Origin of the sequence: Terrabacter sp. NPDC000476 (assembly GCF_040300125.1) — a bacterium.
GTDB lineage: Bacteria > Actinomycetota > Actinomycetes > Actinomycetales > Dermatophilaceae > Terrabacter.
On sequence record NZ_JBEPDF010000001.1, the window covers coordinates 754596 to 768819 of the forward strand.

A 14224-nucleotide genomic window follows, 5' to 3' on the forward strand; every position below is an offset into this window, starting at 1 on the left:
TCCGCTCCACCCAGGCGGCCGCTCCCCTGCGACCGTCCCCCACCACCTTCTCCCAGCCCCTCCACGACGCACCTCGCCCGGGCTCCAGGAAAGGACCTCACCCCCATGCCCTTCGCCGACGCCGCTGCCCTTGCGCCGCCTGCCCACGCTGCAGTCGCCCCCGTGGCTGCGACCCCGTGGAAGACCGTCACGGTCCGCCCCGGTGACACCCTGTGGGGTCTCGCCGTCGCCAACCACACGAGCATCGCCGCCCTCGTCGAGAAGAACCGGCTCGCGCTCGGCGGCTCGGTGATCCACGCCGGCCAGAAGCTGCTCGTTCCCGGCCGCCCGTCGGCCACCCCGTCCCGCGGCGCTGCCGCCAAGCCCGGCACGAGCCGTCCGGCGGCCACGGGCGGCACCGGCGCCGTCATCCACGTCGTGCGCGCGGGCGAGAGCATGAGCGTCATCGCCCAGCGCTACGGCGTGTCGCTGACCAAGCTGCTCGCCGCGAACAAGCTGGCCAACGCGAGCCTCATCTACGTCGGCCAGCGGATCACCGTCCCCGGCGCGACGTCCACGACCCCGGCCACCCCCGCGAAGCCGAGCAAGCCCGGCACCAAGCCGGGCACCACCAAGCCCGGCGCCGCCGACTCGGTCTACGTCGTCAAGGCCGGCGACAGCATGAGCGTCATCGCCCAGCGCTTCGGCGTCTCGCTGACCAAGCTGCTCGCCGCGAACAAGCTGGCGAACGCGAGCCGCATCTACGTCGGCCAGAAGATCGTCATCCCCGGCACGGCCTCCGCCCCGAAGCCGACGACGCCGACGACGCCGACGACGCCCCCGGGCGGCTACACCTACCCGAGCAAGACGGCCCAGGCCGTGGCCGAGAGCAAGGCGAAGCTGGCCGCGATGACCGTGCCGAACCGCACCGAGACGGCGGCGCTCATCCGGGCGACGGCGACCCGCAACGGCGTCGACCCGAAGCTCGCCCTCGCCATCGGCTACCTCGAGTCGGGCTGGTCGCAGCGCGCCGTGTCGTACACGAACGCCGTCGGCGTCATGCAGCTCATGCCGGTGGCCGAGACGTGGGCCTCGCAGCTCGCCGGTCGCGACCTCGACCGCTTCGACGTCAAGGACAACGTCACCGGCGGGGTGCTCATCCTCCGGGCCCTGCAGGCCATGGCCGACTCCCGCGAGCAGGCCATCGCCGGCTACTACCAGGGCATCTACTCGGTGCGCACCAAGGGCATGTACGCGGACACGAAGCGCTACGTCGCCAACGTCCTCGCCATCTACGACCGGATGTGAACCGACCGGCCGGGTGGGGTGGCGCAGCGCCTCCCCGCCCGGCCGACGGCTGGCCTGCACGGGATGCGCCCGGTCTGCCCGTAAACTTCCGTGCGTGACGTCCAGCGTGGCGGACGCTCTCGTCGGTCGGGTGATCGACGGCAGGTACCGCATCCTCTCCCACCTCGCAGCCGGAGGCATGGCCTCGGTCTACGTGGCGCTCGACGCACGCCTCGACCGGGAGGTCGCGCTCAAGATCATGCGGCCCGGCCTGGCCACCGACCCGGTCTTCGTCGACCGGTTCCGGGCCGAGGCCCGTTCCGCCGCCCGGCTCAGCCACCCCAACGTCGTCGCAGTCTTCGACCAGGGCGAGGACGACGGCGAGGTGTTCCTCGCCATGGAGCTCGTCGAGGGCAAGACGCTGCGCGACGTCATCCACGAGGAGGCGCCGCTCACGGCCCGCGAGGCGCTCGCCATCCTCGAGCCAATCCTGCTCGCGCTCCGCGCGGCGCACACGGCCGGCATGATCCACCGCGACGTCAAGCCCGAGAACGTCATCGTCCGTCGCGACGGTGAGGTCAAGGTCGCCGACTTCGGCCTCGCCCGCGCCATCACCAACCAGACGACGACGAGCCAGACCGGCGTGCTGCTCGGCACGGTCTCCTACCTCTCACCCGAGCAGGTCGAACGGGGCGTGGCCGACCAGCGCAGCGACGTGTACGCCGCAGGCCTGCTCCTCTTCGAGATGCTGACCGGGCGCAAGGCCGTCACGGGCGCGACCCCCATCCAGATCGCCTACAACCACGTGCACGGCTCGATCCCGACGGCGTCCGCGGTCGTCTCGAGCGTGCCGCCCGACCTCGACGACCTCGTCGCCCGCGCGACGGCGGTCGAGCCCGAGGACCGGTTCGACTCCGCGGCCGAGTTCGTCGCCGCGCTGCGCTCCGTGCGCCGGGGCCTCACCCCTGGCGAGCTCGACCGTCGCGGCACCGCGAGCGACTCGACCGACGCGACCGACGCGAGCGGCACGGCCGGTTCGACCGGCGTGGCGGGCGCGACCTCCGGGACGTCTGCGACCGGTGCCACGAGCCGCTTCGAGCCCCCTCGCTCGTCCGACCGGACCGACGGGCTCGAGCACACGGCGCGCTTCTCCCCCGCTGCCGGCCGTCCGCCCGCGCGCTCGCCGCTCGCAGGACTGCCCGTCCACGACGACGGCCCCGTCGTCGAACGCACGACCGCCATGCCCATCGACCGCGGCCCCGGCCGCGGCGGGGCTGATGGAGCAGGCCGCCGCCGGTGGCCGCTGTGGCTCGCCGCGGCCCTGCTCGTCGTCGCGGGCGGCGGCGGCTGGTGGTTCACGGCCGGCCCCGGCGGCAGCACCGTCGTGCCGGCCGTCGTCGGGCAGCAGGTCGCACAGGCGGCCTCCGTCATGGAGCAGGCGTCGCTCGCCATGGACACCACCGAGGAGTTCTCCGAGACCAAGGCCAAGGGTGTCGTGCTCCGCGTCGAGCCCGCGCCCGGCAGCGAGCTCGGCAAGCAGTCGACCGTGCGGGTCGTGCTCTCCAAGGGCAAGGAGCGCTACGCCGTCCCGACCCTCGTCGGCACCGACCTCGACGCCACCGGGCGTGCCCTGACCCCGCTCACCCTCCGCCTCGGCGACACCACCAAGGCGTGGAGCGAGACCGTGCCCGCCGGCCAGGTCATCTCCCAGGACCCCGCGCCGGGCGCGTCGGTGCGCCGCAGCACGGCCGTCTCGGTCGTCGTGTCCAAGGGCCGCGAGCCGATCGACGTGCCGAAGGTCACCGGCTCGGGCGCCGACGCGGCGGCCGCGGCCATCACGAAGGCCGGCCTTAAGGCCGTGCGGGCCCCGGACGTCAACAGCGACACGGTGCCGACGGGGCAGGTCGTCTCGCAGACCCCGGCCACGGGCACGCTGCACCGGGGCGACACCGTCTCGATCGTCGTCTCCAAGGGCCCGGTCATGGTCGCCGTGCCCAACGTCGTCGACCAGCAGGACACCGCGGCCGAGAGGACCCTGACCGGCCTCGGCTTCAAGGTCGAGAAGCGCTACCCCTTCGGCCAGCTCTTCGAGAAGAAGGTGCGGGCCCAGGAGCCCGGCACCGGCACGTCGCTGCCCAGGGGCAGCACGGTCGTCCTCACGATCGTCTGAGGCGGCTCGTGACCCTCACGGCGCGCACGCGCCTCGCGACGCTGCTCCTGCTCGCCCTGACGGCGGTGTGGGGCTCGACCTTCTTCCTCATCCACGACCTCGTCGAGCACGTGCCCCCGGTCGACTTCCTCGCCGTGCGCTTCGCCATCGCCGCCGTCGTCATGCTCGTGCTGTTCCGGAGGGCGGTGCGGTCGCTGACCCGCCGCGAGGTGGCGATCGGCGTGGGGCTCGGCCTGCTCTACGGCCTCGCGCAGATCTTCCAGACGCAGGGCCTGGCCACGACCCCCGCCTCGGTGTCGGGCTTCGTCACGGGCAGCTACGTCGTGCTGACGCCCGTCTTCACGGCCCTCGTCCTGCGCGAGCGGGTGCCGGGCTCCACGTGGGCCGCCGTGGGCATCGCGACGGCGGGCCTCGCGCTGCTCTCGCTCAACGGCTTCTCCGTCGGGGCCGGCGAGGCGATCACGCTGCTCGCGGCCGTCTGCTACGCCCTGCACATCGTCGGCCTCGGCCGCTACAGCGCCTCACGCATCGCCACCGGACTCTCGGTCGTGCAGGTGGTCGTCATCGCGGTGATCTGCCTCATCGGCGCCCTCCCCGGCGGCATCGTGCTCCCCCGCACGCCGGCGCACTGGGCCTCGGTGCTCTACATGGTCGTCTTCGCGAGCATCCTCGCGCTTTGGGCGCAGACGTGGGCCCAGGCGCACCTGCCGGCCACCCGCGCCGCGATCATCATGACGGTCGAGCCCGTCTTCGCCGCGTTCTTCGCCGTGACGCTCGGCGCCGAGACACCGACGTGGCGGATGGTCGTCGGCGGTGGCCTCGTGCTCACGGCCATGTATGCCGTTGAGCTCCTCGCGCGCCGCCGACCCGGCGAGCTCCCGGTGGAGGCCCTGCACCACGAGGTCTGACCCGGCCCCGGCACCGCGGCACGTCTTGGGCCCCGACACGTCCCACCACCTGCACCACCTGAGTCACCTGCCAACTGCGCCTTGGCTGAGTTGGCGCGCCCGATCACCGACCCGACCACCCGCCACCTGCGCCTTGGCGGAGTTCGCGCGCCCGACCACCAACCCGACCACCCGCCAACTGCGCCTTGGCGGAGTTCGCGCGCCCGACCACCAACCCGACCACCCGCCAACTGCGCCTTGGCTGAGTTCGCGCGCCCGATCACCGACCGAACCGCCCGCCACCTGCGCCTTGGCGGAGTTCGCGCGCCGGATCACCGACCCGACCGCCCGCCACCTGCGCCTTGGCGGAGTTCGCGCGCCCGACCACCAACCCGACCACCCGCCAACTGCGCCTTGGCGGAGTTGGCGCGGTCGGCTCGGGGTGGTCGGCCTCAGGTTGTCGGCGGCGGGGTGCGGAGCAGGCCCGTCAGCACGTCGACGGCGGCGTCGGTGGCCGCGTCGTCGACGTCGAGGTGCCAGACGAGGCGCACGGATGCCGGCCCGACGGCGTACGTGCGCACGCCCTGCTCCAGCGCGGCGGCGACGAAGTCCGCCGAGGTCCACCCGGCGGCGGCGACGTCGACGAGCACGATGTTCGTCTCGACCGTGTCGAGGTCGACCGAGCCGGGCGCGGCCTCGGCCATGGACATCGCCGCGCGGCGCGCCCGGGCGTGGTCGTCGGCGAGGCGGTCGACGTGGTGCTCGAGGGCGAAGAGCCCCGCGGCGGCGAGGATGCCGGCCTGTCGCATGCCACCGCCGAAGCGCTTGCGCCAGATCCGCGAATCCGCCATCGCGTCGGCCGACCCGACGAGCACGCTGCCGACAGGGGCGCCGAGGCCCTTGCTCAGGCAGATCGACACGGTGTCGAACTCACGGCCGTAGTCTCCGACCGGCACGCCGGAGGCGACCGAGGCGTTGAAGAGGCGTGCGCCGTCGAGGTGCATCGCGACGCCGCGCTCGCACGTCAGCTCGCGCGCCGCCCGGATCTCGTCGAGCGACTGCACGGTGCCGCCCCCGAAGTTGTGGGTGTTCTCCACGATCACGAGCGAGGTGCACACCTGGTAGGGGCCGACGCCGGTGATCATGAGCGACGCGGCGTCGGCGGCCCGGAAGCGGCCACGCGCCGAGACCCAGGTGCGCGACGAGATGCCCGAGAGCACCGCCGCCGCGCCGAGCTCGGCCCGCACGACGTGCGCGAGCGAGTCCCCGACGAGCTCCTCGCCGGGGCGCACGTGCAGCCGCACGCCGAGCTGGTTCGCCATCGACCCGGACGGCGTGAAGAGCGCCGCCTCGTGCCCGAGCAGGTCGGCCACCCGCTCCTCGAGCGCCCGCAGGGTCGGGTCCTCGCCGAAGACGTCGTCGCCGACCTCGGCGCGCACCATCGCCTCGCGCATGGCCGGGGTCGGCCGGGTGAGGGTGTCGCTCAGCAGGTCGGCCCGGTAGGTCGTCGCCACCGTCAGGCCTGCGAGAGCATCTCGGCGACGAGGAACGCGAGCTCGAGCGACTGCTGGTGGTTCAGGCGCGGGTCGCACACCGACTCGTAGCGCTTCTCGAGGTCGGAGTCGATGATCTTCTCCGCGCCGCCGAGGCACTCGGTGACGTCGTTGCCCGTCAGCTCGACGTGGATGCCGCCGGGCACGGTGCCGAGGGACTGGTGCACCTCGAAGAAGCCGCGCACCTCCTCGACGATGTCCTCGAAGTCGCGCGTCTTGTAGCCCGACGGGCTCTCGAAGGTATTGCCGTGCATGGGGTCGCAGATCCACGTCACCGTGGCGCCCGACGCCGTCACCTTGTCGACGATGGCGGGCAGCGCGTCGCGGATCGTGCCCGCGCCCATCCGCGTGATGAAGGTGAGCCGGCCGGGCGTGCGGTTCGGGTCGACCTTGTCGATGAGCCGCAGCACCTCGTCGATGTCGGCCTTGGGGCCGAGCTTGACGCCGATCGGGTTGCTGACGCGCGAGACGAAGTCGACGTGGGCACCGTCGAGCTGGCGGGTGCGCTCGCCGACCCAGACGAAGTGCCCGGACGTGTCGTAGAGCCGGCCCGAGCGCGAGTCGATGCGGGTGAGCGGCCGCTCGTAGTCGAGCAGCAGCGCCTCGTGGGCGGCGAAGAACTCGACCGTGCGCATCGCGTCGAAGTCGGCGCCGCAGGCCGCCATGAACTTCATCGCCTTGTCGATGTCCTTGGCGATCTTCTCGTAGCGCTGGTTGGCGGCGTTCGCGACGAAGCCGCGGTTCCAGTCGTGCACGTGACGCAGGTCGGCGAATCCGCCTGTCGTGAAAGCGCGCACGAGGTTCAGCGTCGCCGAGCTCGCGTGGTAGGCGCGGACGAGGCGCTGCGGGTCGGGGATGCGCGCGCTCTCGTGGAAGGCGAAGTCGTTGACCATGTCGCCGCGGAAGGCGGGCAGGGTGACGCCCTCACGGGTCTCGACGGTCGAGCTGCGCGGCTTGGCGTACTGCCCGGCCATCCGCCCGATCTTGACGACCGGCACGGACGCGCCGTAGGTCAGGACGGCCGCCATCTGCAGGATCGTCTTGATGCGGTCACGGATGTTGTCGGCGGTGGCCGACGCGAAGGTCTCGGCGCAGTCACCGCCCTGCAGCACGAAGGCCTCGCCGACGGCGGCCTGGGCCATCCGGTCGGTGAGGATGTCGCACTCGCCGGCGAAGACGAGCGGCGGATACGACGCGAGGGTCTCGATCACCTCGGCGAGCGCGGCCGTGTCGGGCCAGCTCGGCTGCTGGCCGGCCTCCAGCTCGGCGGCTGCTGCCGTGAGGGCAGCGAGGGCCTCGGACCCGTCCACGGGTTCCAGGCCGGCATCGGCGGTGACGGTCCTCGTGTTCACCCGCCCAGCGTAGACGGCGCCGGAGGTGCCCCCTGCACGGGTCCGCGATCCGAAACCCCGGACGCCGGGCCAGCTCAGGGTCCGGGCGGGTCCGCGAGGTCGAGCCCGCGCTCCATCGCGAAGCGCACGAGCTCGACGCGGTTGTGCATCTGCAGCTTGCCGAAGATGTTCTGCACGTGGTTCTGCACGGTGCGGTGCGAGAGGAAGAGCGTCGCCGCGATCTCCTTGTAGCCCATGCCGGTCGCGACGTACTTGAGGATCTCGGTCTCGCGGTCGGTCAGCTCGGGCACCGGGCGGGTCGGGTTGGCGCGCCCGGCGGCCTTGACGCGGCGGAACTCCCCCAGCACGAGCCCGGCCAGCCCTGCGGTGAAGACCGGCTCGCCGGCGGCGGTGGCTCGCACGGCGGCGAGGAACTCCTCGCGCCCGGCCGACTTGACGAGGTAGCCGAGTGCCCCGGCCTTGACGGCCTCCAGCACGTCCTGGTGGTCGCCGCTCGCCGAGAGGATGAGGATGCGCGTCGGCACCTCGGCCGCCGCGAGGGCGGCGCACACCTCGGCGCCGCTGAGGCCCGGCAGGTTGAGGTCGACGACGAGCACGTCCGGCACCGTCGCCCGCGTGCGGGCCAGGGCGGAGCGCCCGTCGTCCGCGGTCGCGACGACCTCGAAGCCGGCGTCGGCGAGGTCGCGCGCCACGGCGTCGCGCCACATCGGGTGGTCGTCGGCGACGACGACCCGGATGTGCTCGGCCGCCGCGTCCTTGCCGCTGCGGCCCGCGTCGGTGCCTGCGCTGCTCCCCTGCTGCGGCATGGCCGCCTCCTCCTGTGTCACGGTGCCCGCCGGCGCCCGGGGCGGCGGATGGCCGCGGGACCATGGTCGTGTCTCGAGCGCTCCCGCGCCGCGCCCGCGCCCGGTCCGGCCGGCACCTTGAGCTCGACGGTGGTGCCCCCGGCGGCGCCGGAGGTGATGCTGGCGCTGCCGCCGAGGTCGGCCAGCCGTCCACGGATGCTCGACGAGACCCCCAGCCGGCCCTGGCCCACGGCCTCCTCGAGTCGGCCGGCCGGCACGCCCCGGCCCGAGTCGCGGATCGTGACGCAGACCTCGTCGTCCGCGTCGTCGAGCAGCACCCAGGCCCGCGCCCCCTCGCCCGCGTGGCGACGCACGTTGTCGAGCGCCGCCTCCACGGCCGCGACGAGCTCGTCGGCGACCCGCCGCGGCAGGAGCACCGGCTCGGTCGGCGACACGAGCTGCACGCCGGCGCCCTCGACGTGCCGCAGGAGCGCCCGCAGGTCGGTCTCGCCGCTCACGGCGTGGTCGACCTCGGTGAGGTCGGCCTGGCTGACCAGGGTGCGCAGGATGCGCTCCTGCTCGGCGGCCATGGCTCCGAGGCGGGCCGTCTCGCCACCGATGTCGAGGCCCCGACGGTTGATGAACGACAGCGTCTGGAGCACCCCGTCGTGCACGGTGCGCGCCAGTCGGTCGCGCTCCGCGCGCGCGGCGTCGAGGCGCATCGCCTCGGCGAGGGCGGCGTGGCTCGCTCGGGCGAGGTCGGCGCAGTAGCCGACGCAGCCGCCGAGCAGCAGACCGAAGATCGTGTTCGTCACGGTGTTGGCCGTCGGCTCGACGACCTCGACGAAGGAGGCCGCGCCGACGAGCGCGCCCGCGGCGAGACCGCCGCGCCACCCGCGCAGCACGGCGAAGCCGACGATGGCCGCTGCCGGCCAGATCGTCGGGATCGTCTTCGCGCCGGCCGTGATGACCTCGGCGTCGTCGACGAGGCGGGTGGCGAGGATGGCGCCGCAGCCGATCGCGAGCTCGACGGCGTACGCGCGCACGGTCCGCATGGGCCGCACCGCCTGCGCCACGGTCCACGCCCCGAGCACGGCGAGCACGACGACCGCGCGGACGGGGTGGGCGACCTGCTCGTGGCGCTCCCACACCGACCACACGGCATACGCGAGCGCGAGGAGGCGCAGCACGTCGACGCCGCGCCACAGGCCACGGACGATGGCGTGCTCGTCGTCGAGCACGGCCCGGGTCGGCACCGTCATGGCCTCAGGAGGCCGCCACGACGGGACCGCCGCCGTCGGCGTCGTCGTCACCGGCCTCGTCGACGGCGGCGTCGCGCGCCGTCGCCGACGCCGGGCGCACCCGGCCCTCGGCGGCGTCGAGGGCCTCCTCGAGCTCGGGGGCGGCGCTGCCGGGCTTCGCGGCCTCCTGCAGCTCACGCGCCTTGGCGCGGGCCGCCGACACGAGGCGGTCCTTCATCGAGGTGGCGTACATGTCGACGTACTCCTGGCCGGAGAGCAGCATCAGCTCGTACATCACCTCGTCGGTGATCGAGCGGAGCACGAAGCGGTCGTCCTCCATGCCCTCGTAGCGGGAGAAGTCGAGCGGCTTGCCGACGCGCACCCCGACCCGCATGATCCGCGGGATGACCTTGCCGGTGGGCTGCGCCTTGTCGGTGCCGATCATCGCGACGGGGATGACGGGCACGCCGGCCTCGAGCGCCATGCGGGCCACGCCGGTGCGTCCGCGGTAGAGCCGGCCGTCGGGCGAACGGGTGCCCTCCGGGTAGATGCCGAGCAGCTCGCCGCGGCGCAGCACCTTCAGGCCCGAGGTCAGCGCCGCGTTGCTCGCCTTGCCGCCGGACCGGTCGACGGGCAGCTGGCCGACCCCCTTGAAGAAGGCGGCCGTCAGGCGTCCCTTGATGCCGCGGCCCGTGAAGTAGTCGCTCTTCGCGAGGAAGGTGACCCGGCGCGAGACGACGAGCGGCAGGAAGATCGAGTCGGAGAAGGACAGGTGGTTGCTCGCGAAGATCGCGGCACCCTCCTCGGGGATGTGCTCCTCCCCCTCCACCCACGGACGGAAGAGGAGCTTGATGATCGGCCCGATGACGATCGTCTTGAGGAACCAGTAGAACAACTGTGTCCGCCTTCCGTCTGTGACCGCTCGAACTCTACGACACTCGCGCACACCGGGCGGCGCATGCGAGGATCAGCAGGTCCAGCCGCAACGCCTCCGGGAGCTCCAACGTGACGGTCCTGCACGACGCCCCACCCTTGACGGGCGCGGCCTGCGCGGTGCGCGAGGCGGCGGCATGAGCGACCGCGACCTCGACGCCGAGTTCGAGCGCATCATCGCGGGCTGGGACGACGAGGCCCCCGACCCGCAGGCGCGCAAGCACACGAACCCCGCGCCCACGCCCGCGAGCGCATCGCCGGACCCCGCGCGTCCGGATGCCGCACGTCCGGATGCGGCGCGCCCCGAGGCCACCCCGGCGGGCTCACCCGCTGCGCCGGTCGCGGGCGGCGTCGAGCCCACCGCCGGTCAGACCACCCCGATGACGGATGCCGTCACCGACGCGGGCGCGCCGCCCGCCGGTGGCCCGGGGTCGGGGCTGCTCGAGCTCCCCATCGCTCCGGGCGCCGACCACGCCTGGCGCAGCAGCGGGACACCGCGCCGCGACGACGCGGACGAGCTGCTCGACGCGGTCGGGGCCGACGACGACCACTTCGTGCCCCCGTCGGAGATCGACCTGCCGTCGGCGGAGAACGACCCGATGTTCTGGGCGATCGTCGGCGGTCTCGTGGGCGGGCCCCTCCTGCTGCTCTACCTGCTCTTCTTCGACCGCGACGGCAGCGGCTGGTGGGTCGTGACGGCGCTCGCGATGGTCGTCACCGGCTTCGTGCTGCTCGTGCTGCGCGGTGGCACCGAGCGCGACCCCTTCGACGACGGCACGCGCGTCTGATCCCCACCCGGCCGCGAGGTCCCGGTCTCAGCGGCCGGTGACGGTGCCGGCTGCTGTCCGGCGCGCCGACCAGCCCCGCTGCACCAGCCAGGCGGCCGCGGCCAGGCACCAGGCCGCGTGCACCCACATCCACGGGTGGACGTCGGCGGAGGCCGAGACGGAGGCGGCCGCGGACGCACCGGTGCCCGCGAGCACCGCGCCCCGGTAGAGGGCCATGCTCCACTCTTGGCCCGGCCTCGACCGCGACACGAGGTCGGCGCCGAACCGGCCGGAGGCCGCACCGAACGCCGCCACCAGGACGATCCCCGTCGCGGTGCCCGTCACGGCGCCGGCCGCGGAGTCCGCGACCGGGTCCCACGGGCCCGACATGATCGGCAGGGAGGCGAGGGCGAAGAGACCACCGACGACGACGGCGACCAGCGCAGCCACCAGGTCGCGCCGGGTCACACGAGCCCTCCACGGGACGCGGGGTGCGGGGGGTGCCGCGCCCCGGGCACGCGCCGCACGGACGTGACGCGGCGGCTCCCCGGGCGGCCACCCGGTCTCGCGGGTCAGCTGCGGCACGCGCACCTCGGGGGTCACGCGGCAAGGCTAGGGCGGGGAGCGTCGAGCCGCGCCCGGAATGCGTGGAGTGGCGTCGCCGCCCGCCGGTGACGGCGGCCCGGGGCCTGCGTCGCGACGCGACGCAACGCAGAGCAACCCCACCGGAGACGCTGAGTCGTGACGCGACGCAACGCAGAGCGACCCCACCCGGGACCCTGCGTCGCGACGCAACGCAACGCAGAGCGACCCCACCGGAGACGCTGCGCCGTGACGCGACGCAACGCAGAGCGACCCCACCCGGGACCCTGCGTCGCGACGCCAGGCAACGCAGAGCGACCCCACCGGAGCCCCTGCGTCGTGACACGACGCAAGGCAGAGCAACCTCACCCGGGACCCTGGGTCGTGACACGACGCAACGCAGAGCGGCGCACCCGGGACCCTGCGTCCTGACGCGACGCAAAGCAGAGCGGCGCGGCAGGGCCCACAGGAGGTGTCAGGCGGGGCGCGGCCGCAGGTCGAGGTCCACCCAGACGGGACGGTGGTCCGAGCCGCTCGCGAGGTCGCGCTCGGGGAGCTCGACCGTCGCGCCGGGCACGCGAGACAGGCCGGGCGAGGCGAACACCACGTCGATGACGACCGACGGGCGATCGGCGGGGAAGGTCGCCTCTGCGGACGACACCACCGGCAGCCGCGCGGCGACGAGCCGATGGGCAGCGCCGTCAGCGCCCTCGTTGAGGTCGCCCGCCACGACGGCCCGCGCCGAGAGCGTGGCGAGCAACGCCGCAGCGTGCCGCACCCGTTCGGGGGCCTTCAGGCCGAGGTGGACGCTGACCACGTCGACCGGCGCCACGGTGGCACCGCCACCCGGCAGCGAGACGGTGGCGACGGCATACCCCCTCGTGCGGTCGGGGAAGCGGACGGGCAGCCGACCCCGACGCGAGCCGTGCACGACGACCCGGGGGCCGGTGAGCACGGCGGTGCCGCCGGTGCCGAGTCGCCGCCCGTCCCAGCGCAGGCCGCAGGCGCGCGCGAAGGGTGGGAGCCGCAGCTCGGTCGTGAGCCGCCGCGGCACCTCCTGGAGGCAGAGCACGTCGGGGTCGACGGCCCGCACGACGCGGGCGGCAGCCGTCCGGTCGTCACGCAGGTCGTGCAGGTTGTAGCTCATGACCCGCAGCACGTGCGCCCTGCGGCCGTCCGCGGGCCGGGACGGCACGACTCAGCGACCCGCCCGGGCGAGCTCCGCGGCGCCGATGAGCCCGGCGTCGCTGCCGAGCACCGCCCGCACGATGCGTGCCTCCGGCCGGTAGCCACGACCGGGCAGCTGGCGCCGGAACGCCTCGCGCGCCGGCCCGATGAGCATCTCGTCGGCCGCGCTCACTCCCCCGCCGATGACGAAGAGGCCGGGGTCGAAGGCGGCGGCCAGGTTGGCGAGCCCGACGCCCAGCCACTCGCCGATGTCGGCGAGCAGCTCACGGGCCGTCGGGTCACCCTCGCGGGCGGCCTCGGTGATGAACGGTCCGGTCAGGGCGGCGGCGTCGCCGCCGAGGCGGACGAGCAGGTCGGCGACGACGGGCGAGCTCGCCTCGATCATGGCGCGGGCCTCGCGCACGAGCGCGTTGCCGCTCGCGTACTGCTCCCAGCAGCCGCGGTTGCCGCACTCGCAGCGGATGCCGCCGGGCACGATCTGCATGTGCCCGAACTCGCCGGCGATGCCGTGGCGCCCGCGCTGCACCCGCCCGTCGATGATGAGGGCGCCGCCGATGCCGGTGCCGAGGGTGATGACGACGACGTGCGACTCGCCGCGCGCGGCCCCGAAGGACGCCTCGGCCCACGCCGCCGCGTTCGCGTCGTTGTCGACGGTGATGGGCAGGTCGATCCGCTGCGAGAGCGCGTCGCGCAGCGGCTCGTTGCGCCACGAGAGGTGGGGCGCGAAGACGACGGTCGCGCGGTCCTCGGCGACGAAGCCGGCGGCGCCGATGCCGACGGCCACGACGTCGTCGGCGCCGACCAGGCCCAGCAGCTCCTGCACCGACTCGACGATGGTGTCCTCGACGACGGCCGGTGACGTGGAGCGGTGCGGCGTGTCGCGGCGGGTGCGGTGCAGGATCGCCCCCGTCTCGTCGACGACGCCGCCGGCGACCTTCGTGCCGCCGATGTCGATGCCGATGGCGAGCCGTCTGCTCATGCGCTGCCTCCCGGCGCGTCGTCCCGTCCGGTCGGTCCGTCGGTGCGGTGGTGGTGGTCGGTTTGCCCGGGATGCGCGGGCCGCTCGCGCCGGTCGCGCTGCGCCGTCGCGAGGTCGCGCAGTGCCGTCGCCGCGAAGCCGACCACGTCGGCGACCCTCTCGATGGTGTCGGGGTCGACCTTCTGGACGAAGGCGATGAGCTGGCAGACCGGGCAGACGCGGCAGGAGGCGGGCGTCGTGCCGCCGCACGTGCACTCGCGGTCGGGCGAGCCCGCTCCGTCGCGTGCCCCCGCGTGGGCCGCGCCGGCTCCCCCGTCACGAGCAGGGTCGGGGGCGCCGTCGGCAACCCCGGCGGCAGCACCGCCGGCGGCACCGTCACGCGGACGGCGCCGCGGGCCCGCCTCGGGGTCGGCGGACCAGCCGCGCGCCGAGAGCAGGTCGAGCAGCAGGGACGCCTCATGGGCCACGCTGCTCGGGGGCGCGTCGTCGGGCACGGCGCCCGCTGCGTCGTCGGAACCCAC

The 14224-nt window shown here is 74.1% G+C and carries 13 protein-coding genes; 4 read left to right on the top strand and 9 right to left on the bottom strand.

Annotation, left to right across the window (positions count from 1 at the left end):
- The first annotated feature begins 162 nt into the window (after window positions 1-162).
- The 3 genes from ABT295_RS03515 to ABT295_RS03525 all read left to right on the top strand — a co-directional run bounded on the left by ABT295_RS03515 (window position 163) and on the right by ABT295_RS03525 (window position 4344).
- Window positions 163-1287: a LysM peptidoglycan-binding domain-containing protein gene (locus ABT295_RS03515; protein WP_352393023.1), complete on the top strand. Its 1125-nt coding sequence runs from the start codon at window positions 163-165 to the stop codon at window positions 1285-1287.
- Between the two features lie 94 nt (window positions 1288-1381).
- The gene (gene pknB, locus ABT295_RS03520) at window positions 1382-3436 is read left to right on the top strand and encodes a Stk1 family PASTA domain-containing Ser/Thr kinase (protein WP_352393024.1); all 2055 of its coding nucleotides are present in this window, start codon (window positions 1382-1384) and stop codon (window positions 3434-3436) included.
- Between the two features lie 8 nt (window positions 3437-3444).
- Window positions 3445-4344, top strand: a complete 900-nt coding sequence (locus tag ABT295_RS03525; protein WP_352393025.1) for a DMT family transporter — start codon at window positions 3445-3447, stop codon at window positions 4342-4344.
- Window positions 4345-4775: 431 nt separating this feature from the next.
- On the opposite strand, the gene ABT295_RS03530 is transcribed toward ABT295_RS03525, so the two are convergent.
- The 5 genes from ABT295_RS03530 to ABT295_RS03550 form a co-directional block, all read right to left on the bottom strand.
- Complete coding sequence (locus ABT295_RS03530) at window positions 4776-5837, bottom strand: threonine aldolase family protein (RefSeq protein WP_352393026.1); 1062 nt, start codon at window positions 5835-5837, stop codon at window positions 4776-4778.
- Between the two features lie 2 nt (window positions 5838-5839).
- Window positions 5840-7186, bottom strand: a complete 1347-nt coding sequence (locus tag ABT295_RS03535; RefSeq protein ID WP_352394685.1) for a class II 3-deoxy-7-phosphoheptulonate synthase — start codon at window positions 7184-7186, stop codon at window positions 5840-5842.
- 116 nt (window positions 7187-7302) lie between these two features.
- Window positions 7303-8034 (bottom strand): response regulator, encoded by a 732-nt coding sequence (locus ABT295_RS03540; protein ID WP_352393027.1) that lies wholly within the window; start codon window positions 8032-8034, stop codon window positions 7303-7305.
- Between the two features lie 17 nt (window positions 8035-8051).
- Entirely contained in the window at window positions 8052-9275 is a 1224-nt protein-coding gene (gene macS / locus ABT295_RS03545) for a MacS family sensor histidine kinase (RefSeq protein ID WP_352393028.1), read from the bottom strand.
- Between the two features lie 4 nt (window positions 9276-9279).
- Window positions 9280-10149, bottom strand: coding sequence for a lysophospholipid acyltransferase family protein (locus ABT295_RS03550; protein ID WP_352393029.1), 870 nt, complete (start codon window positions 10147-10149; stop codon window positions 9280-9282).
- Between the two features lie 175 nt (window positions 10150-10324).
- Between ABT295_RS03550 and ABT295_RS03555 the strand changes: the two genes are divergently transcribed.
- Entirely contained in the window at window positions 10325-10975 is a 651-nt protein-coding gene (locus tag ABT295_RS03555; protein WP_352393030.1) for a hypothetical protein, read from the top strand.
- 27 nt (window positions 10976-11002) lie between these two features.
- Here ABT295_RS03555 and ABT295_RS03560 read toward each other — a convergent pair whose 3' ends face one another.
- The 4 genes from ABT295_RS03560 to ABT295_RS03575 form a co-directional block, all read right to left on the bottom strand.
- Entirely contained in the window at window positions 11003-11422 is a 420-nt protein-coding gene (locus ABT295_RS03560) for a hypothetical protein (protein ID WP_352393031.1), read from the bottom strand.
- Window positions 11423-12011: 589 nt separating this feature from the next.
- Window positions 12012-12683 (bottom strand): endonuclease/exonuclease/phosphatase family protein, encoded by a 672-nt coding sequence (locus ABT295_RS03565; protein WP_352393032.1) that lies wholly within the window; start codon window positions 12681-12683, stop codon window positions 12012-12014.
- Window positions 12684-12734: 51 nt separating this feature from the next.
- The gene (locus ABT295_RS03570) at window positions 12735-13703 is read right to left on the bottom strand and encodes an ROK family glucokinase (RefSeq protein ID WP_352393033.1); all 969 of its coding nucleotides are present in this window, start codon (window positions 13701-13703) and stop codon (window positions 12735-12737) included.
- Complete coding sequence (locus ABT295_RS03575; protein WP_352393034.1) at window positions 13700-14224, bottom strand: hypothetical protein; 525 nt, start codon at window positions 14222-14224, stop codon at window positions 13700-13702. The genes ABT295_RS03570 and ABT295_RS03575 overlap by 4 nt, the downstream gene beginning before the upstream one ends.